Origin of the sequence: uncultured Coprobacter sp. (assembly GCF_947855755.1) — a bacterium.
Classification (GTDB): domain Bacteria; phylum Bacteroidota; class Bacteroidia; order Bacteroidales; family Coprobacteraceae; genus Coprobacter.
Genome location: NZ_CANUAR010000002.1, coordinates 18411 through 40625 on the forward strand (window position 1 = coordinate 18411; position 22215 = coordinate 40625).

General features: G+C 39.5%; 17 protein-coding genes and 1 tRNA gene. 8 read left to right on the forward strand and 10 right to left on the reverse strand.

What is annotated here, in order from left to right; all coding sequences use genetic code 11:
• Positions 1 to 5: 5 nt before the first annotated feature.
• Entirely contained in the window at positions 6 to 527 is a 522-nt protein-coding gene (locus tag Q0093_RS01810; RefSeq protein ID WP_297928245.1) for a GNAT family N-acetyltransferase, read from the forward strand.
• Between the two features lie 184 nt (positions 528 to 711).
• On the opposite strand, the gene asnB is transcribed toward Q0093_RS01810, so the two are convergent.
• From asnB to gltB, 3 genes are all read right to left on the reverse strand, one after another.
• Positions 712 to 2379, reverse strand: coding sequence for an asparagine synthase B (asnB, locus tag Q0093_RS01815; RefSeq protein WP_297928246.1), 1668 nt, complete (start codon positions 2377 to 2379; stop codon positions 712 to 714).
• 20 nt (positions 2380 to 2399) lie between these two features.
• Positions 2400 to 3815 (reverse strand): glutamate synthase subunit beta, encoded by a 1416-nt coding sequence (locus Q0093_RS01820; RefSeq protein WP_294177303.1) that lies wholly within the window; start codon positions 3813 to 3815, stop codon positions 2400 to 2402.
• Between the two features lie 61 nt (positions 3816 to 3876).
• Entirely contained in the window at positions 3877 to 8388 is a 4512-nt protein-coding gene (gene gltB / locus Q0093_RS01825) for a glutamate synthase large subunit (RefSeq protein WP_297928247.1), read from the reverse strand.
• Between the two features lie 423 nt (positions 8389 to 8811).
• On the opposite strand from gltB, the gene Q0093_RS01830 reads away from it, so the two are divergent.
• Positions 8812 to 8884, forward strand: a tRNA-Lys gene (locus Q0093_RS01830).
• A gap of 391 nt (positions 8885 to 9275) precedes the next feature.
• On the opposite strand, the gene Q0093_RS01835 is transcribed toward Q0093_RS01830, so the two are convergent.
• Both Q0093_RS01835 and Q0093_RS01840 read right to left on the reverse strand, forming a co-directional pair.
• Entirely contained in the window at positions 9276 to 9452 is a 177-nt protein-coding gene (locus tag Q0093_RS01835) for a hypothetical protein (RefSeq protein WP_294175959.1), read from the reverse strand.
• A gap of 162 nt (positions 9453 to 9614) precedes the next feature.
• Positions 9615 to 9914, reverse strand: coding sequence for a hypothetical protein (locus tag Q0093_RS01840; RefSeq protein WP_294175960.1), 300 nt, complete (start codon positions 9912 to 9914; stop codon positions 9615 to 9617).
• A gap of 968 nt (positions 9915 to 10882) precedes the next feature.
• On the opposite strand from Q0093_RS01840, the gene Q0093_RS01845 reads away from it, so the two are divergent.
• From Q0093_RS01845 to Q0093_RS01870, 6 genes are all read left to right on the forward strand, one after another.
• On the forward strand, positions 10883 to 11713 hold the full coding sequence (locus tag Q0093_RS01845; protein ID WP_294175961.1) for a carboxymuconolactone decarboxylase family protein: 831 nt from the start codon (positions 10883 to 10885) through the stop codon (positions 11711 to 11713).
• Between the two features lie 264 nt (positions 11714 to 11977).
• Entirely contained in the window at positions 11978 to 13006 is a 1029-nt protein-coding gene (locus Q0093_RS01850; protein ID WP_297928248.1) for a cyclophilin-like fold protein, read from the forward strand.
• Positions 13007 to 13019: 13 nt separating this feature from the next.
• Positions 13020 to 13589 carry a sugar O-acetyltransferase gene (locus Q0093_RS01855; protein ID WP_294175965.1) on the forward strand — a complete coding sequence of 190 codons (570 nt, stop codon included), beginning with the start codon at positions 13020 to 13022 and terminating at the stop codon, positions 13587 to 13589.
• Between the two features lie 19 nt (positions 13590 to 13608).
• On the forward strand, positions 13609 to 14475 hold the full coding sequence (locus Q0093_RS01860; protein ID WP_294175966.1) for a DUF3737 family protein: 867 nt from the start codon (positions 13609 to 13611) through the stop codon (positions 14473 to 14475).
• A gap of 18 nt (positions 14476 to 14493) precedes the next feature.
• Entirely contained in the window at positions 14494 to 15927 is a 1434-nt protein-coding gene (locus tag Q0093_RS01865; protein WP_297928249.1) for an MATE family efflux transporter, read from the forward strand.
• Positions 15928 to 15930: 3 nt separating this feature from the next.
• Entirely contained in the window at positions 15931 to 17100 is a 1170-nt protein-coding gene (locus Q0093_RS01870; protein WP_297928250.1) for a MalY/PatB family protein, read from the forward strand.
• Between the two features lie 283 nt (positions 17101 to 17383).
• Here the strand turns inward: Q0093_RS01870 and Q0093_RS01875 are convergent, their stop codons facing one another.
• The 5 genes from Q0093_RS01875 to Q0093_RS01895 all read right to left on the reverse strand — a co-directional run bounded on the left by Q0093_RS01875 (position 17384) and on the right by Q0093_RS01895 (position 22206).
• Positions 17384 to 17896, reverse strand: a complete 513-nt coding sequence (locus Q0093_RS01875; RefSeq protein ID WP_297928251.1) for an ECF transporter S component — start codon at positions 17894 to 17896, stop codon at positions 17384 to 17386.
• 97 nt (positions 17897 to 17993) lie between these two features.
• Positions 17994 to 18413, reverse strand: coding sequence for a DUF1893 domain-containing protein (locus tag Q0093_RS01880; RefSeq protein ID WP_297928252.1), 420 nt, complete (start codon positions 18411 to 18413; stop codon positions 17994 to 17996).
• Positions 18410 to 19816, reverse strand: coding sequence for an aldo/keto reductase (locus tag Q0093_RS01885; protein WP_297928253.1), 1407 nt, complete (start codon positions 19814 to 19816; stop codon positions 18410 to 18412). Before Q0093_RS01885 ends, Q0093_RS01880 begins: the two co-directional genes overlap by 4 nt.
• Before the next feature lie 10 nt (positions 19817 to 19826).
• Positions 19827 to 21320 carry a 4Fe-4S binding protein gene (locus Q0093_RS01890; protein ID WP_297928254.1) on the reverse strand — a complete coding sequence of 498 codons (1494 nt, stop codon included), beginning with the start codon at positions 21318 to 21320 and terminating at the stop codon, positions 19827 to 19829.
• Between the two features lie 37 nt (positions 21321 to 21357).
• Positions 21358 to 22206: a carboxymuconolactone decarboxylase family protein gene (locus Q0093_RS01895; RefSeq protein ID WP_297928255.1), complete on the reverse strand. Its 849-nt coding sequence runs from the start codon at positions 22204 to 22206 to the stop codon at positions 21358 to 21360.
• Between the last annotated feature and the right edge of the window lie 9 nt (positions 22207 to 22215).

Sequence of the window (22215 nt, forward strand, 5' to 3'; positions counted from 1 at the left end):
TCCTAATGAATAGTATCATCATAAATAATCAATCGCATATATCCTATTCTGAATTTAAAAGCTTATATTCAACCAGTTTCCCAATTTTCGAACAGAGAACTGAAGAACAACAAAAGATCGCTTTTTTACATCCTCAGTACCATCTAATTGCTTACGCCGAAGAAAACAAATTTATCGGCTTCATTTCTTACTGGGAATTTCCTGCTTACATATACATCGAACATTTTGCCGTGAACCAATCATTAAGAGGGAACGGAATAGGCAGCAACCTTTTGAACAAGTTTATTGGGGGACATTCCAAAATCATCATACTGGAAATCGATCCCATTACAGACAAGATTTCTGCTGCACGATTAAGATTTTATCAAAAATGCGGATTCTACTCTAACGACTACCATCATATTCACCCGGCATACAGAAAAGAATTTGAAGGACATTCTTTAATAGTTTTATCAACAAAAAGAAAGATAACAAAAAACGAATACGATCTATTTAACAATGATCTGAAAACTGTAATAATGAAATAGTAATTTTTTGAAGTAAAAGTAAAACGCATTATTACAAAATAGCAATAAGTAGTGTTCTCTTCTAATAACTATAAATTCGGTACGATCTCATAATCGATAATTCTAATTACAAAAGTAAACACAAGAGAGACTATCTCGTTTTAAGATAGTCTCTCAACACATCAACCATAAATATTGAAAAGGATCAATAACTATCGGCGTGAACTCCTTTTACTGCACGACCGGAAGGTTCGTTCAAATTTCTAAATGCCTCGTCCCAGGCCAATGCTTCAGCCGTACTACAAGCAACAGATGGAACGGACGGAACTGTTAACGCAGCACTCCTACTCGGAAACAGCTCTTCAAATACCGAACGATAATAATATTCTTCTTTATTCATCGGTGTTTGTTCAGGAAATCTTTCGGCTGCACGAGCCATTTCTTCATCCGAAACTAAATCTGACGTCAACTGTTTCAACGAATCGATCCAACTATATCCGACACCATCCGAGAATTGCTCTTTCTGCCTCCACACAACCTCATCCGGCAACATATCGGAAAAGGCTTCCCGCAAGATTTTCTTTTCAATAACTTTTCCGGGTGACATTTTAGCTTCGGGATTTAATCTCATGGCAACATCAAGAAACTCTTTATCCAGGAAAGGCACACGCCCCTCAACTCCCCAAGCCGATAAGGATTTATTAGCGCGCAAACAATCATATAAATACAATTTACCGATTTTTCGTACAGTTTCTTCGTGAAACGCTTTTGCATCCGGTGCTTTATGGAAATAGAGATACCCCCCGAATACTTCGTCCGCACCTTCTCCGGACAACACCATCTTAATCCCCATTGACTTGATAACTCGAGCTAAAAGATACATCGGTGTCGAAGCTCTTACCGTAGTCACATCATAAGTTTCGATATAATAAATAACATTCCGTATAGCATCTAATCCTTCTTGCACCGTATAATTGATTTCATGGTGAACCGTCCCGATATAGTCCGCGACTTTTTTAGCGGCCTTCAGATCCGGAGCTCCTTTCAAACCTACAGCGAAAGAGTGCAGTTGTGGCCACCATGCATCCGTCTTACTATCATTCTCTATCCGTTTTGCCGCATATTTTTTCGCAATAGCCGAAATGATAGAAGAATCTAATCCTCCGGACAATAAAACTCCATAAGGAACATCACTCATCAACTGCCGTTGTACAGCAGCTTCTAAAGCCGTCTTTAAATCAGGAATATCGGCCGGATTATTTTTTACAGCATCATACTCCATCCAGTCCCGAACATACCAACGCACCTGTTTTTTTTCTTTACTGTAATAATAATGTCCCGGCAAAAAAGGTTCATAATGAGCAGCATATCCTTCCAATGCTTTCAATTCTGAAGCTACCATAATATGTCCAGCATTATCCGTACCTATATAGAGAGGAATAACCCCTATCGGATCACGGGCAACCAAATATTCATCTTTTTCCTCATCATATAACACAAAAGCAAATATCCCGTTCAGATCCTCAAGAAAATGAATTCCTTTCTTCCGATACAAAGCAAGTATCACCTCACAATCGGAACCCGTCTGAAATTCATACTCACCTTTTAACTGTTCACGAATCGCCAAATGATTGTAAATTTCACCATTCACCGTCAAAATGACTTTTCCGTCTTTACTTTTAAGCGGTTGTCCTCCTGACTGAGGGTCTACGATCGAAAGCCTCTCATGTGCAAGAATCGCTTTCTTTCCGGTATAAATGCCAGACCAATCCGGACCACGATGTCGTAATTTGTCGGACATTTTCAAAACCTGAGAACGTAATTCAGTTACATCTCCGGAAGCTATATCTAATACTGCTACTATTCCACACATAATTATTTATTGTTATTTGATTATCCTAAATACCGATCTATGGCTTCAGCTGTCTTCTTTCCAGCAGCCATCGCCTTTACTACCAAACTTGCTCCGGTAGTCGCATCACCGCAAGCAAAAACCTTATCTACACTGCTTTTCTGCAAAGAATCGACAGCAATATTTTTCCGAGCATCCACAGCAAGTCCTAATTCAGAAACAATTCCCTCCAACGCAGGGTGTACAAAACCCATCGCCAAAAATACCAAATCGGCATCAATGACCTCTTTTTTGCCTGTCGGAAGCATCTGCATACGACCATTTTCATCCCGTGTCCAAGACACTTCTTCTACCTCTACGGCTTTTAGCTTGTTCTTTTCACCGATAAATCTGATGGCATTCAATAGCCAACGCCGTTCACATCCTTCTTCATGCGAACTACTTGTTTTCAGCACCATAGGATACATAGGCCAAGGTGTTGCCGGATTATCATGTACCGGAGGTTTCGGCATAATTTCTATTTGCGTTATCTTCGCAGCTCCATGACGATTGCATGTGCCGACACAATCCGAACCGGTATCTCCTCCTCCTATGACCAATACTTTTTTCCCTTTAGCTGAAATCAAGTCTTTGGATTGCGGGATAATACCTTCTAATACCCGATTCTGCTGCCCAAGTAATTCCAGTGCAAAATATATACCTTTCAGATCTCGTCCCTCAATCGGTAAATCTCTCGGGACTTCCGCACCGATTGCGATACACACGGCATCGTACTTTTCGATCAAATCTTTCGCCGGAATGTCTTTCCCTATTTCCGTATTCAAGACAAAATCGATTCCTTCTTCCCTCATCAGGCGAATACGGCGATCTATTACGACCTTACTCAATTTAAAGTTCGGAATACCGAAACGAAGTAGACCTCCCGGTAACTCATGTTTTTCATATACGGTAACTTCATACCCTTTATGATTCAACCGATTCGCAACGGTAAGTCCTGCAGGACCCGAACCTACCACAGCTACTTTTTTCCCGTTACGTCTCGGAGAGGCAGGTTTTACATATCCCTCCCTAAAAGCAGCTTCCATAATAGAAGCCTCGTTTTCCCGGATCGTGACAGGCTCGTCTGCACTTAATTTCAACACACAGCTTTTTTCACATAATGCGGGACAGATGCGTCCTGTAAATTCCGGAAAATCACAAGTTTCCGCCAATATCATATAGGCCTCCCGCCATTTTCCCCTATAAAGCAAGTCCTGCCATTCGGGTTGTTTATTCCCGACAGGGCAAGCCCAATGGCAAAACGGCACACCGCAATCCATGCAACGAGATGCCTGATTTTTCCGATCAGCGCTATTTAATGTTTGTTCCACTTCACTAAAATCTTCGATACGATCATGTACCGGACGATATCCGGCTTCTTGCCGGTGTATAGTAAGAAATGCTTTCGGATTTCCCATTATATCGATTTTTTAACAATTTATCTAATAAACAACTAAAAATTAAAACACCGAAAGAGTATCAATAATCTCTTTGCATGTCAGCGATCTTCTGCTGCAACTTACGCATCTGCTCTTCCTGTAAGACTTTCTTATATTCAATAGGAACTACCTGAATAAATTGATCTACATATTTATCCCACTCGTCAAGCATGACTTTAGCCAATTTACTCCCCGTATAATAATAATGCATGCGGATCAGTTCGTGTAGTTCTTTCCGATAACAACTTTCTTCGATCAAAGAGAGCTCTACCATCTCCATATTACAGAAATAATCGAAATCATTATTTCTATTCCAAACATAAGCGACTCCGCCACTCATTCCGGCAGCAAAATTTCGTCCGGTAGTACCCAAAACAACGACTCTTCCTCCGGTCATATACTCACAACAGTGATCGCCTACCCCTTCAACAACCGCTATCGCGCCAGAATTACGAACCGCGAAACGTTCTCCGACACGTCCATTTATAAACACCTCTCCCGATGTAGCTCCGTAAAGTAAGGTATTTCCAGCAATTGTATTCTCTTCAGCGACAAATGTAGAACGTATCGGAGGCATCAGGCTGATGCGGCCTCCGCTCAACCCTTTCCCAAGATAGTCATTCGCTTCACCCTCGAGCTTGAAATGAACTCCATTTACCAAAAAAGCACCGAAACTTTGTCCTGCAGAACCTTTAAATTTTACGTTCAACGTATGTTCCGGTAAACCTTCTCCTCCATATAAAGAAACAATATGTCCCGACAACATAGCTCCTACAGAACGATCGGTATTGGCAATCGTATAGTCTAAAGATATTTCTTTCCGAGATTCGATTGCCGCTGCGGCTTGTTGAATTATCTCCCTATCCTTTACATGATCGATATGATGATCTTGACTTTTTATCTGCCGGATTGCCGTCATTGCAGCTTGTTCCGGGAAATAAGTCAATCGTGAAAAATCGAGCAGGTCATATTTTGGGTTACTACGTATATCTTTTCTTTCCAACAAATCGGCACGTCCGATAATTTCATCTAAACTTGTAAATCCCATTTCTGCAAGATATTCCCGAACTTCTTCTGCAAGGAACGTAAAGAAATTCACCAAATATTCATGACGCCCGTGAAAACGTTTGCGTAACTCTTCATCTTGTGTAGCTACTCCTACCGGACATGTATTCATGTGACACTTGCGCATCATAACACACCCGAGAACAATCAAAGCTGAAGTTGCAAAGCCAAATTCTTCCGCCCCGAGAAGAGCCATTAAGACAATATCCCTTCCGGTTTTCAATTGTCCGTCGGTTTGTAACCTCACCTGTCCGCGAAGTCCGTTCAATACAAGCGTTTGCTGAGTCTCGCTTAACCCGATCTCAGGAGGCATACCGGCATATCTGATAGAACTGGCAGGACTAGCTCCCGTTCCTCCTTCAGCACCTGAAATAATAATTCGATCGGCTTTGGCTTTAGCAACTCCGGCAGCAATTGTTCCGACACCACTCTCTGAAACTAACTTAACGCTTATCTCAGCTTTGGGATTTACGTTTTTCAGGTCGAATATAAGCTGAGCCAAATCCTCAATCGAATAAATATCATGGTGCGGTGGCGGAGAAATAAGGGAAATACCGGGAATGGAATGACGCGTCCTTGCAATGACTTCGTTCACTTTATAACCGGGCAATTGTCCGCCTTCTCCGGGCTTAGCCCCTTGTGCCACTTTTATTTGTATTTCATCGGCATTCACCAAATATTCTGTCGTAACACCGAAACGTCCGGAAGCGACCTGCTTTATTGCCGAACGCATGGAAAGTCCGTTTTCCAAAGGAACGAAACGAACGGGGTCTTCTCCTCCTTCTCCCGTATTACTACGTCCGCCAATCTTATTCATTGCCAAAGCTATCGTCTCATGAGCTTCTTTACTGATAGACCCGAAACTCATTGCACCTGTAACGAAACGCCTCATAATATGCGAAGCGGGTTCTACATCTTCGATAGGAATAGGATTTTTTTTGAACGTCAGAAAATCGCGTAAAAATACGGGATCTTCCTTTTCATCAACACTATGTGTATATTCCTTAAACTTCTTATAACTACCTAAACGTGTAGCTAATTGCAAAGTAGATATCGTTTCCGGATTCCATGCATGCTTTTCTCCATCTTTGCGATATGAATAAATCCCTCGATTCGGCAGGAAAGTTTCTACTTCTCCTCCGAAAGCATCCCGATGAAACGCCGCCACGTCAGAAGCTATCTCATCTAAACGAATGCCTCCTATCGGCGTAGCTGTAGAACCGAAATAGCTCTTGCTCAACTCGGCAGATAAACCTACCGCTTCGAATATTTTAGCTCCCCGGTAACTTCGGATCGTAGAAATACCCATCTTGCTCATCACTTTGAAAAGACCTTTACATATAGCTTTTACATAATTCTTTTCTGCCGTTTCATAATTTAACTGTATCTCTTGTTTTCGAACCAATTCATCCAACACGGCAAAAGCCATATAAGGGTTAATGGCACTCGCTCCATATCCCAACAATAAAGCCGCATGCATAACTTCTCTCATTTCTCCGGTCTCGACAATCAATGCCGTCTGAACACGCTTCTGTACAGAAATCAAATGATGATGTACCGCCGAAAGAGCCAATAATGAAGGTATAGGCGCATGTACTCTATCAACATTTTTGTCACTCAATACAATATAATTTACCCCGTCATCGACTGCTTGTTCGGCATTCTTGCACAAATGATCAAGGGCATCACGCATACCGTCCTTTCCTTTAGCTACCTCATAGAGCATAGGCAACTTTATCGTATTGAACCCTTTGTAACGAATATTACACAGGATATCCAACTGAGTATTGCTCAATATGGGATAATTAAGCTTTACCATTTTACAGTGCGACTCGCTCGGAACAAGAATATTGTTACCGACAGCTCCGATATATTCTGTCAGGCTCATAACCAGCTCTTCCCTTATAGGATCGATCGGAGGATTAGTCACTTGTGCAAATTGTTGACGGAAATAATTATATAATAACTGCGGACGGGAAGACAATATTGCCAAAGGAGTATCATTTCCCATCGAAGATACAGGTTCTGCACCATTCACACTCATCGGTATGATAACACGCTCTATATCCTCTCGCGTATAACCAAATGCTCGTAACATACGATCATAGTCGGTCACACGATGTTCAACTTTACGTCCGGACTTCAACTCATCAAGTTCAACCCGGTTAGCCGCCAACCATGTTCGATAAGGAAACGCCTCTGCCAATTGTTTTTTTAACTCTCCATCATAATATATTTTCCCCTCTTCGGTATCGACCAATAATATTTTACCGGGCTGTAACCGCCCCTTTTCTTTTATCTCGTTCGCCTCAAAATCCATAACGCCGACCTCCGAAGCTACCACCATCATATCATTTTTAGTAATAAGATAACGAGCCGGACGCAGCCCATTCCGATCGAGCATTCCACCGGCATAACGTCCGTCCGAGAATAAAAGTGCAGCCGGACCATCCCACGGTTCCATAAGAATGCTATGGTACTCATAAAAAGCCTTAAGATCTTCGGATATAGGATTTTTTTCATTGAAACTTTCCGGTACAAGAATAGCCATTGCATGCGGAAGGCTCAATCCCGACATCACTAAAAATTCCAACACATTGTCCAATGAAGCACTGTCACTCATACCCGGCTGTATGATAGGACGAATGTCTCCTATATTATCCAACACGGGAGATTCCAAAACACTCTCCCGAGCATCCATCCAAGCCCGGTTTCCCCGTATTGTATTGATCTCACCATTATGAGCCAATAATCTGAACGGTTGTGCCAAACTCCATGTCGGAAAAGTATTGGTACTGAAGCGAGAATGTACCAATGCCAAGCCACTCGTGAAATAGTGATTAGTAAGATCGGTATAATAATGCCTTAACTGTAAAGAGGAAAGCATACCTTTATAAATAATACTTCGGGAAGAAAGCGACACGATATAAAAATCCTTTTGTATCGGATCGTCCGACAAACGTATTTTCTTTTCAATCCGCTTACGAATGAGATATAACTTTTTCTCCAACTCTTGCTGATCATTACATCCGGTAATAAACACTTGACGCACATCAGGTTCTGTTGCTAAAGCCTCACGGCCTAATATAGACGAATCTACCGGAACTTTTCTCAAATGCATCAATGTCAATCCCTCCCGCTCTATCTCATCAATCATGATACTCAATATCATGTCTTGCAATTTTATATCTTTAGGAAGAAATATCAACCCCGTACCGTATTTCCCTTTTTCCGGAACTGGAATTCCTTGTAATAAAATAAACTCATGAGGAATCTGAAGCAAAATTCCTGCACCATCCCCTGTTTTATTATCAGCACCTTCAGCTCCTCTATGTCTCATATTCTCTAAAACCTTAAGAGCCGAATCGACCAAATCATGAGATTTGCCACCATGAATATTTACCAACATCCCGACACCGCAAGCATCATGCTCATAAGAAGCATCATACAGACCTCTTTCAATATTAATTTGATCCACTTTTTCCATTATAAAAATCATTTTGTTTTAATATAAGCAATAATATTAGCAAAATGTTTCACAAATGTATTATTTTATTTCTTTATGAAATAACAGAAGTAAAAAATCAATATAAAAAATATTTGTAAGGGAAACGAACGATTATATTTTAAAATATTATAGCAACAATTTATATGAAACATAAATTAAAATGGAATATTTTATAACAGATTATCAAAACATGATTTAAGAAGAAAAAAAATATTAGCAAGAATCAAGAGTCGGTCTAAAAATTTGAACATATATTTTCCCAATGAAGAATTTAGAGTAGTTCTATCATTATTGTAAATTAGACAGTTAAAAACAAAAATTCAAAAAAGTATATATAGAATTTGCAGAAACGAAAATAAAGCGTACCTTTGCAACGCATTTGAAAAAGCAAATGCAAGTGATGATTCGCTAGCTCAGCTGGTAGAGCACAACACTTTTAATGTTGGGGTCCTGGGTTCGAGCCCCAGGCGGATCACGGAAAACAGAGAAAAAATCAAGCAAATCCCTGATAATCAAACATTATCAGGGATTTATTTTTTTAGTAGGTAGCAGAAAATAGCTAAATCACGATGTCTCAACATTCGTATAACACGCTCAATTGGAACACCTTATGACAGGAAGATTCCAGTCGCATAGATTACTTGTAGGTTCTCGTTCAATCTACCACAACTAAGCATCGGGAGCAGTTTGCCATCTTTGGCAATACCCTTGTATTTCTCAATAATCTGTTTGGGTAGCTCCAACAAAGAAATAATGGCGTTCTTTACCTCGTTAGCTGTTGCCGAGCCATTCAGTTGGATTAATTTCCGATAGTGTGAGTTAATCGAAATGCTCAATTTATCCAATGCCCGGATTAACGGCTACTGCTATTGTACTTTTCCCAAACATACGGTTTGCCCATGTATTGTATTAGTAACGATCTGTTTGGTACTGAATTGCACCATCGTTTTTCCGATGGAGATACGTCCCATAATCGAGTAAATACTATCGGCTTTTACTTCTGTTTTCTTGATGTCGAAAAGCAGTTTGAAATTTGTTACCACAGTCTGTCACTTTAAAGTGATAAGATTACCTATAACAAAGCTATTTAAAGGACTGAAAACAACAGACTAACAGTGCTTTCATCGGCTAACTAACGACACTCACCAAAGAAAAGCAGCACATAGACAGAAGGGTGTCAACCTCGTTCGTCCCCTGTTTTGTTTCTACTTCTTCCACCACTGGATTATATCAGTATCACCAAAAATATTTATGCTTTCCTTTTTAGGTTCAATTTTCTCAATATCAAGTTTGTCCATATTCTTACTAAGATAGGTTGCAATTTGAGAATGAACTGCTCTAAAAGCTCCAAAACCTCTATATTCCATGAGCATATCAATATATTCTGGTTCAAATTGTTTGGAAAATTTTTGAATAAATTGATGTGAACTGAATTCATCTCTTAGATTCGAAATAATATTTTTTATTTCGGGAATCTTGGTTTCCATAAAATCATTAATATTCATACACTCTATTTTTTTAGTTTAACGTTTTCATTTTTCCCGGTACGATTTTATTTATTTTTACAGTTTTCCCCTACTACGTTTTGTAATCTTTCCACTTAGGAAGTATGGTATCGAATCTTCTTTCGTTACCATAAATTTAGGGTTATACCGGACAATTTTAGAGAGGTAGGTTATTTAATATTTGCTCGGTATTCATAAAAAAGGGGCGGAAGCCGAACATCTGTCGTCTCCAAGGCTTGCTACGACCTTAAACCCCAAAGAAGTCAGCCCGCCCCCTATAAATAAAATATGCCGCTTTTCTAAAAAGAAAGGCTTAATTATACTTAGGGGACAAATGGAGCTTTTCTCTATGTACAGGGTTCTTAATTAAATTAAGTAGTTGTAGTAATTTTTGAAGACTGTACATAAATAATTTGCTCGCATTCGGATAAATAAATCACTCTCATCGTTGCAAATATAGGTTTTATGTTTTAAAAATACATATTTTTTCTTTATATAAATCCATGACCTAAGACATAAAAAGGTCACAAAAAGACGAGCTTTTGCGCCCCATAGTCGATTCGAAATTTATTTGGATAATATATTTAAAAGATCTGTTATATTGATCTGTTCTTAATTTCGAACAACATCTCTATCTTCCCCCATATTTGCAAAATCTTTATAACTAATTTTCAAATAAAAAGATTCTATCGCTCCTAAAATAAATATATTTCGTTTCAGAACCAGGGATTCGGGTACAATTATCCGTAAATCATATACAACTCCATTTGTCTTATCATAATAATTTTGTAATTAGAAATCTTAACAAAAAATACAAAGCTATGGATCACAAATTTTTTTTGAAAAAAGGAGCAAACGATGTTTCATATATAACCGAAACAGCTACTAAGCTCTTCTCGCACTCTTGCAAAAATATTATACTAATTTTTTCTGAACTTATAACAGTAAATAATTAAATAAGAATTATTATGAGAAATAAAATTTTATACACGTTTATTGCATTAGTTATAAATATCCCTTTTATTATGGCACAAGAAAAAATCAAACAAACGGCCGGACGTGACCAATTGGGAGAATTTGCTCCTAAATTTGCAGAGCTTAATGACGATGTCCTTTTCGGTGAAGTGTGGAGTCGTACCGACAAACTCGGACTACGTGACCGGAGTCTGGTTACGATCACTTCCCTTATCAGTCAAGGAATTACGGATAATTCTCTGATTTTTCATCTTCAATCAGCAAAGAAAAATGGAATTACACGAACTGAAATTGCCGAAATTATCACTCATATCGGTTTTTATGCAGGCTGGCCAAAAGCTTGGGCTGCCTTCAACCTCGCAAAAGAGGTATGGGCAAAGGATTCTGTCGGTAACGACGCAAAAGCCATGTTCCAACGTGAAATGATTTTCCCTATCGGAGAACCGAACACTGCATACGCTCAATATTTTATAGGGAACAGCTATCTCGCTCCTATTTCACGTGAACAGGTAAATATATCCAACGTTACATTCGAACCTCGTTGCCGTAATAACTGGCATATTCATCGTGCAACAAACGGTGGTGGACAAATGCTCATCGGAGTAGCCGGACGCGGCTGGTATCAAGAAGCAGGAAAACCGGCAGTAGAAATTCTTCCCGGAACAATCATTCATATTCCTGCAAATGTCAAACACTGGCACGGTGCTGCATCTGACAGCTGGTTTGCCCATCTCGCATTTGAAGTTCCCGGCACAGACACTTCTAATGAATGGCTTGAGCCCGTCTCAGATGAAGAATACGAAAAACTCGACCAATCAGAATAATCTATAAGAGCCTGCCTAAACATAAGAAAGGTTATCTTCAAACAACATGTTTATATATAACTCCTGTAATTTAAAAGTTACAGGAGTTATTATTATATCGAAGATCATAATCCGTAATTTGGTTAAATAAACCGAGAATTTATCTACAAAAGATCTTTTTAAGACTCTCTATTTTTGCTATACAATAGCGAACGGATAAATAACTTCTAAAAATTCTGATCGAAATAATCATAAAAGCCGAATATTAATTACAAAAATAAAACAATGAAAAGGAATCTATTAATTCTATTTCTGCTGCTTATTGTTCTGTCGATAACAGCTTGCGGAAAATCCGAAGACCCGTTTATTCCGAAACAAACGGAAAGCAAAAATGAGAATAACGACAAATCCGATACTCCCACTTCCGGTGGAGACAAACGTTATTTAATACTTTACTGTTCTCGCACAAATAATACCGAGCGAGTAGCACAAACGATTCGAACAATACTCAATTGTGATATTTTAGAGGTTGAGCCTCAAATACCCTACGACAACGATTATAATTCCATGCTCGGTCGGGCACAAAAAGAATTAGAAGAAATCCGTCAAGGTAATTATCCTGAGGTTAAAACTTCCATCGATAATTTTGACAACTACGACATTATATTCATAGGCTATCCGATCTGGTACAGCAGTATGGCAACACCGATGCAGAGTTTCTTGCATAAACATGCCTCAAAACTTTCCGGGAAACAGATGGCTTTATTCGCCACAAGCGGCAGCAGCGGTATCGCTACCTCAGTCAGCGAAGCGCAATCGATCTGTTCCGAGTCCATCTTTATCGAACAGTCATTATTGCTGACCTCTTCAACTCTTCCGCAGATGGAAAGCCGTATTACAGAATGGCTCGACAGAATAGGTGCTGATCGGGAGGAATCGGATGCACCCGAGAATTCTTCTCTAAATATAAACATCAAGATCGGCGACCGTACCATTACCGCTACAATGGAAAATAATGCTGCTGCTCGAGATTTTCTTTCCCGCCTGCCACTGGAAATAACGTTAAAAGACTATAACAATATAACTGAAAAAATTTTTTACCCTTCTCCGGCTTTGACAACCGAAGGTGTTACTCGCGGTTGTACCCCTACACCCGGAGATATTACCATTTATGTACCATGGGGAAACGTCGCCATTTTCTGCAAAAGTTGGTCACACAGTAATGATCTGATAAAAATAGGCCACATAAACGGTAATGGCATCGAGGCTTTAAGCATCGACGGAGATATACCAGTAAAAATAGAACAATATTAAAATGATAATTGATATGACTATCGAAACCTTCAAAGAGTACGTAAAAGCGCGCAAGGCTTTTAACACAGAAGAAATTCATCATTTCATGGATGATATGAGCAATGAAGCGAGACGTGTTTCATTCCGACTGAATACAACATACCATACTCCCGACAAAGTCAGAGAGTTACTTTCCGAACTATTCGGTTATTCTGTTCCGCAATCACTCCGTGTTTTCCCTCCATTCTACACGGATTTCGGGAAAAACATCTCTGTGGGCGAAAATGTATTCATCAATGCTTGTTGTCATTTCCAAGATCACGGAGGAATAACAATCGGTGACGGTTGTCAAATCGGGCATAACGTCGTATTTGCCACGCTCAATCACGGATTAGCTCCAGAAGACCGTAAAACTACTTATCCCGCACCTATTACACTCGGCAAGAATGTATGGGTAGGTTCTAATGCAACTATCCTTCAAGATGTCAGTATCGGAGATAATGCCATTATCGGAGCTGGAGCGGTCGTGACAAAAAATGTAGAGGCCAATACAATTGTCGGTGGTGTTCCTGCACGGTTCATTAAATCAATCGAAAATAAATAATTCTGAATTACGATAAACAATGAAAATTATATCAAATACGGAATTCGGAGGTGAACGCCCCTTATTCGAGTCGCATGACCTTCGTTTAGAAAATGTGATTATTCATGCCGGAGAATCGGCTATTAAAGAATGCAGTAATATAGAAGCCATAAATTGCAAATTTGAAGGGAATTATCCCTTTTGGCATGTTCACGGCTTTACCATCGACCGATGTTTTTTCGATGTTGGAGGACGTTCTGCCTTGTGGTATTCCGACCATTTAAAAATGACCAATACTCGGATCGATGCACCTAAAATGTTTCGTGAGATGCACGACATCGAGATAAATAATGTAGAGATGACAGATGCCGATGAAGTATTTTGGAGATGCAACCGCCTGAATATAAAGAATCTGAAACTACATGGAGGAACTTACCCATTTATGTTTTGTAACGATATTTATATTGACGGACTGGAAAGTGACAGCAAATATATATTCCAATACGTGAAAAATTTAGAACTGCACAATGCAAAAATTACTACGAAAGATGCTTTGTGGGAAACGGAAAATGTAACAGTTTACGATTCTGAATTAAACGGTGAATATTTGGGTTGGCATTCACGCAATCTTCGTCTGGTAAATTGCAAAATTTCTGGTACTCAACCTTTATGCTATGCCGAAAACCTAATATTGGAAAACTGTGTCATGGCCGATGATTGCGACCTTGCTTTTGAGTACAGCAATGTAAATGCCACGATCAAGAGTCCGATACACAGCATAAAGAATCCCCGTACCGGCAGTATAATCGCCGACAATTATGGTAAAATCATTCTTGACAAAAATATTAAGTCTCCGGCTGATTGTAAATTGAACCTTTGGGACGAAAGGACTTGCTTTTCTGATTAATAATCTCTCTGTTTGTCGATGAGAACAAGGGAAAATAAAACCGACTACCTTTTATCTCTCATTCGGGAAGGTAAGAAAATGACGCTGAAACAGCAGTTAGAATTAACTGCATATCTTAGCGTTCCGGCTATTATGGCACAATTATCTTCTATTGCCATGCAATACGTAGATGCATCGATGGTCGGAAGTTTAGGAGCAAATGCTTCAGCTTCTATCGGACTGGTATCGACAACGACATGGTTGTTTTGGGGACTATGTGCAGCAGCGGCAACAGGTTTTTCCGTGCAAGTGGCACATCTTATAGGAGCTGGTGATTTTACCGGAGCAAGAAAGGTTCTACGCCAATCCATTACCGCAACATTGCTATTCGGCTCTTCATTAGCTGCTATCGGAGTTTTCATCAGTGACGCTCTTCCCGGATGGTTAGGCGGAGATGAGATAATCAGACACGATTCATCCATCTATTTCCTGATTTTTTCGCTCTTTTTACCGGTATTGCAAATGAATTTTCTTGCCAGCGGGATGTTACGGTGCAGTGGAAATATGCATATACCCAGCATATTAAATATACTGATGTGTTTGCTCGACGTAGTATTCAACTTTTTTTTGATTTTCCCGAAAAGGCAAATAGAAATCATGAATCTAAATATCGATATTTATGGTGCCGGCTTAGGTGTGAAAGGTGCTGCATTGGGAACAGTACTTGCCGAGTTGATAACTGCCGGAGGAATGATGTGGTATCTCTGCCGCCGTTCGCCTATACTGAAATTATCCGGAGAACGAGGACGTTTCTCAATTCGACAAGATACATTACGAAATGCTGTCCGCATATCTTTGCCAATGGGATTTGAACATATAGCTATTTGTGGCGCTCAGATCATGACAACAGTTATCGTAGCACCGCTCGGTATCGTAGCCATTGCCGCCAACTCGTTTGCTATCATTGCCGAGAGTCTCTGCTATATGCCCGGATACGGCATTTCAGAGGCTGCTACAACATTAGTCGGACAAAGTCTTGGCGCAAACCGATTAAAATTACTTCGGCGTTTCGCAAATATAACCGTATGGTCGGGAATGGCGATTATGGGAATCATGGGTACATTGATGTATATAGCAGCTCCGCAAATTATCGGCGTGATGACTCCGACAGAAGAAATCAGGACATTGGGAGTCGATATCTTAAGGATAGAAGCTTTTGCCGAACCCATGTTTGCAGCTTCTATCGTGAGCTATGGTGTATTTGTCGGAGTGGGTAATACTTTTATTCCCAGTTTGATGAATTTCGGAAGCATTTGGGGTATCAGACTAACACTGGCGGCTTTACTCGCCCCGACAATGGGATTACGGGGTGTGTGGCTTGCTATGTGTATCGAACTTTGTTTCCGTGGCGTAATATTTCTTTTCAGATTATGGCAAGGAAAATGGATTTATAAAGTACGAATAAAAACATAAATTATGAAATACAATTTTGATGAAATAATCCCCCGTCGCGGGACAAACTCCTATAAATGGGATACTCTTGAAGAAGAGAATGTACTGCCGATGTGGGTAGCCGATATGGATTTCCGTACAGCTCCGGCAATTATCGATACTTTACAACAAAGAGTAGAACACGGAATCTTCGGGTATACCAAAGTACCGCAACACTATTATGATGCAGTAGTCAAATGGTTTATAAACCGCCATAAATGGGAAATAGATCCCCAATGGATTATTTATACAAGCGGAGTAGTTCCGGCAATTTCGGCTATAATCAAGGCTATGACCATGCCCGGTGACAAAATAATCGTCCAAACACCCGTCTACAACTGTTTTTATTCATCAATCCGTAATAACGGATGTAAGATGATAGCTAACAAGCTTATTTATCAAGAGGGATGCTACACAATTGATTTCGATGATCTCGAACTCAAAGCTGCCGATCCTGAAGTAAAACTTCTGTTGTTGTGCAATCCGCACAATCCGGTCGGACGAGTTTGGACACCGGAAGAATTACGGCGTATCGGAGATATTTGTCTACGAAACGGAGTATTTATAATCGCAGATGAAATACATTGTGAGCTGACATATGAAGGTCACAATTATACACCTTTCGCATCTCTTTCCGAAGAATTCCGATCGCATTCCGCAACCTGCATCTCACCCAGCAAGGCTTTTAATCTCGCCGGTTTGCAGATTGCGAATATCGTGGCAGCCGACAGTAACATCCGCAAACGGATAGACCGAGCAATCAACGACAACGAAGTGTGCGATGTCAACCCATTCGGTGTCATCGCCACAATAGCGGCCTATGAGAAAAGTGAAGAATGGCTCGATGCCTTACGAAAATATCTTTGGAAAAATTACACATATATCCGTCACTTCTTTAAACAACATTTGCCGCAATATCCTGTACTTCCACTTGAAGGAACATATCTGGTCTGGATCGATTGCCGAGCTGCCGGAATCGGATCAGACAATATAACTTCATATTTACAAAACAAACAGAAACTAATGGTTAATTCCGGAACATTATACGGTTCCGGTGGAGAAGGATTTATCCGTTTAAATATTGCCTGTCCCAGAAAACTTCTTATCGATGGACTGGAAAGACTTGCCGAAGTTCTTGAATACCGACAGAATTAAATATCCGGATATAAATTAAATGAAGACCGATAATGAATCAATTTTAAAGAGTCTACGGTATGTAGGCTCTTTAATTTCCAAGTGGTAATTCTTAAAAACGTTTAAAAAAATATATTATGCTGATTTATAAATAGTCAACCATTCAACACAAATAAAAAGAACATTTCCCTTGATAAAAGAAAAATGTTCTCATCTACATAAAAATCTATCTAAAATTTTAACTATATAATTCTCATCGTATCTCGAATAAAAATTCAAACAGATTCTAAATTTTTCTTATCGATTATTTATATATCAGATATTTAATAAATAAATATCCTCCTATGACCTGAAAACACATTCCCGGTAATCCGATACGAAAATCCTGTATCGCAAGATAAAGATCATCAGAAATCGCCCATTCTCCCAATGTTCCAAGAAACTGATAAGTTAAAACAACAGCTAATAATATAGGTATAGATACACGTTTAAAGCGATCTGCAGCATAACCTGCCGCTACAGCCAGTACAACGGATTTAAAAAGAATACCGGGTAATACTTCAGGAAAAGGCATACCGAAAAACAGAGAATTCAATATCGGAGATAACACACCTGTCAACAGACCTACTTTCCAACCATATTTATACGCTCCTATAAGAGTAAAAAAGTAGATCGGCAACCAAGTAATACCTCCTTGAGGTATAAGATGACATAATTGGGGTAATACCATATTTCCCAATATAAATAACATCGCCGCCATATATGTTCTCATATCTCGATAATCGAGAGCATAAAGATTAAGAGTTGTTTCCTTCATATTTTTAAATACTTTAATTCAGTTATAATTACCTTGAAAACATGAGTTTTGTTCATTCCAAACTCAATTTAATCAGATTTATAAGAATAATTTTTCATTATTTTGCATTTCGCTTCTGTATAAAATCCTGTATAATCCTAAAAGACGATATTGCAGAAACAGTTTCAAAACAAGCTGATTCCAAAGGACACCAACCGTCTTGAGTACGATTTTTAATATAGGGGACTTGACAACCGAAACTTACCTTTACGGACGCATCCTTCAATAGAGACAGTGCCGGTGTACTGATAACATCTGCATGTAACTCTCCGACTTCTCCAAGTATCATCAACGAAGCCGCAGCTTTCCCGACAACTTTATCTGCAACCAACGCTCCTTTTAAGAAGGCTCGATTATTAAGTAACAAATCATATAAATCCATAACACCTCTTCGACTAAAAGTCCGTGTTTCATTGAGGCCGAATATAACACAAGAATAATTCTCCTTATGTAACAAATTTACAAGAGAGGTCATCATACAACATTTTGTTTTAGCTTTTCCACAAAACTGTCTATTCGATGCAACTCCTGCGGAATATCAATACCCTGAGGGCAATGATGCGAACATTGGTTACATCCTATACAATGATTTGCCTGCCTCAATTTCGGTACACTGCGATCATATCCCACAAGAAACGCACGACGGGCTTTTCTATAATTTTCCGTTCCTATATTTTCAGGAATATTTCCCTCGTTTACACATTTATTATAATGTAACAATACTCCCGGTATATCGATACCATAGGGACAGGGCATACAATATTTACAATCATTACAAGGCACTGTCGGATATTGCATCATAAGTGCGGCCGTCTGTTCTAAAAAATCGAACTCTTCATCGGTTAAAGGTTTCAATGGCGAATACGTCCGAAGATTATCTTGCAGATGTTCCATGTAAGTCATTCCACTTAATACGGTCAATACACCCGAAAAAGATCCGGCAAAGCGAAATGCCCAAGAAGCGACAGAATCTTCAGGCCGTCTCTGTTTCAGACGCGAGACGATATGGTCATGAACATTCGAAAGACGTCCTCCTAATAAAGGCTCCATAATAATTGCCGGAATATTTCTTTTTTGCAGTTCATTATACAAATATTCCGCATTCGTATTTCGAAGATTGATCTCTTTAGCATACTTCCAATCAAGATAATTAAGCTGAATTTGTACAAAATCCCACTTCATCGTGTCATGTATCGAAAGCAAATAATCAAAAACCTTAATATCGCCATGATATGAAAATCCGAGATTGCGGATTCTCCCAGCTTCACGTTCCGCTACCAAGAAGTCCAATATACCATTATCGATATAACGTTTTTCAAACTCGTCCATACCATTTCCCATCCCGACTCCATGAAGCAACATATAGTCTATATAATCTACTTGCAATTCTTTCAACGAATCACGATACATTGCCATAGATGCTTCACGACTCCACGTCTCGGATGAAAAATTAGACAACTTAGTCGCAATGAAGTAACGATCACGAGGATGACGGCTAAGAGCAATACCCATGGCATGCTCTGAACGACCTTTACAATAAGCCGGAGATGTATCAAAATAGTTCACGCCATGTTCTATTGCGTAATCGGTCAGTCTATTGACCATATCCTGATCAATGTCGTCACTATTGTCCCCTGCACCGCGCTGGGATATTGTCGGCAATCGCATACAGCCATAGCCTAAAAGAGAAACTTTATCTCCCGTTGTCGGAGAAGTCCGATAAGTCATTTTATCTGTAGGTATTTCACCCTCTCCTCCAGCAACAGAACTTTCCGCATTATTTTTACATCCGTAAAATGCGGCTGCCGACACCGCAGCCCCAGTTCCAAAAACTTTAAAAAATTTCCGGCGATCTATACCAGATTTATTATTTTTTTTCATAACCATCTTTTTAAACGGTTTTATGTATTTCATGTCCTTCGACATAAATAGCACTAAACGGACGAGCAGGACATAAATTCTCACAAGCACCACATCCGATACAACGCTCGACATTCACAACCGGAATTTTAGGAGAATCATAATTTTCAGAATCGGAAGCGACCATTTGTATAGCTCCTGTCGGACAATGACGAGCACAATTTCCACAATCAACACCATCGGTCAGAACTACACAATTTTCTTTTATCCACACAGCGTGTCCGATTTGGATAGAAGATTTATCAGAAACAGAAATAGGACGTATTGCTCCCGCCGGACAAACTTCAGAACATTTCGTACATTCAGGACGACAATATCCCCGTTCATACGACATCTCCGGTTGCATCAATGTCATCAGGTTACCCGAAGGCCGTAAAACTTGATTAGGACATACCGAAACACATAACTGACATGCCGTACAATGTTTTGCAAAATTACGAACACTCAACGAACCCGGAGGAGTCAATGCTGTCGTACGATCCGGAATTTTTTTGTCTTCTATTACTGCCAAACCTCCGTCAACTTTTTTTTCCTGCGCTTTTATAACCGTCGTAGCTGCAAAAAGAGCCGATACCGAAAGGAAATTGCGACGAGCACTATCGATCTGATCTTGAGTTACAACCGGACTTTTCACCTTATCCGTTTCGACAGAACGCCGAATATATTTTATCGCTCCATGCCGACATTTATCTAAACAGTCCAAACATACGATGCAACGGCTATAATCTATTTTATGTTTTTTAGAATCAATGCACGCTGCCTTACAATGCCGTGCACACAGCCCGCAGCTATTACATTTAGAAACATCAATTACCGGTTTAAAAAAGGAATATTTAGCAATAATCCCCAAAAATGTTCCTACCGGACAAATTGTATTGCAATAAGTCCTCCCATTCCGCCATGCCAACACGACTAATACGCCGAATGTAATTAAAGCGATGATAAAAGTGGAAAAACTCTTTACCCACACATCTACTTCATAAAAGGCATAACTATCTGCCCGTTCTGCTAAATAAGCAAGCAAATTATTTCCCAACTGATACAACGGCGTAAATAAATTAGATACTATCCGTCCATAAGAACTATAAGGTGCCACTAGAGCGACAAACGACCCGACACCTGCCAAAACAGCGATAATAAATACCGCCAATATCCCGTACCTCAATCCTGTGCGTGCAGGTGAATAGGTATATGGTAACTTTTTCTTTCGTTTTCCGAACCATGCAATTATATCCTGAAATACACCTAAAGGACAAATTACGGAACAATAAATACGCCCGAATAATAATGTTAAGAGTACAAGAGATAATATTATCCCCACATTTAATGCCAATAATGCAGGTAAAAACTGTATTTTGGCAAGCCATCCGAACCAAATGTGCAATGTTCCCGTAAAATCAAGAAACAATAGTGAGATAAGCGAGAAACAGATTATAGCTGCCGATACTCTGACTGTTCGTAACATATCAAAAGAATTATTTAATTTGCAAGATGGATTTTTTTCATTCCGGAACATCTACCGTTTTTATGATATTAATGGCATTCAGAGCATTCGGGAAACCGATATAAGGGAGGCACTGTATCATAGCCGCATACAATGTCTCTTTATTATTGCCTGCCCGCAAATTACCGATCGCATGGGAATAAATCTGATTACCTGCACCCAATGTCGCTAATATACAAATAGATAATAATTCGCGAGTTTTAATGTCCAAAACACCACGAGTATAAAAATCGCCAAAACATACTTCCGTCAAAAAACGGGAAACATCCTCCCCCATTCCTTGAGGAAGAGAGTTTAACGCATCTCTTATCTCCGTTCCATATAACGGAGTCTGAATACCGCTTCCTTTCTCGTAACGGTCATATTCGGAGACCGTTCCCTGAGTTTCTAACGGCAAGGCAATCCCCTTCTCCTTAAAAACTTCATTAAGCGTTTCTACTGCATTCAATGTTCTCGGGAAACCGATAAACGGCGCACATTGATAAACAGCCTCACGTAATTCTATCGGTGTAACACCCACATTTAATGCAGCCATAGAATGAGTTTTCAACTGAGGTAAAGTTTGCATTGCGGTTAAAGCGACACAAGTAATCATTTCTCGAGTCTTTATATCAAGACTACCGGTTTTAAAAACTTCACCGAAAATAAACTTTTGCAAAATATCCATCAATTCCGGATCTGTACCTTTCCCAGTCAAAGCCTCTCCTCCAAATAACTTTGTATAATTTTCTTTACATAAATCCACTCTATTCATACTTTTCTCAACAAACTTCTCATTTTTGTTTTGTGCTGCCACTAATGCCGTAACAGAAAAAACGAATAACAACGATAACAATAATTTCTTCATGTATAAATT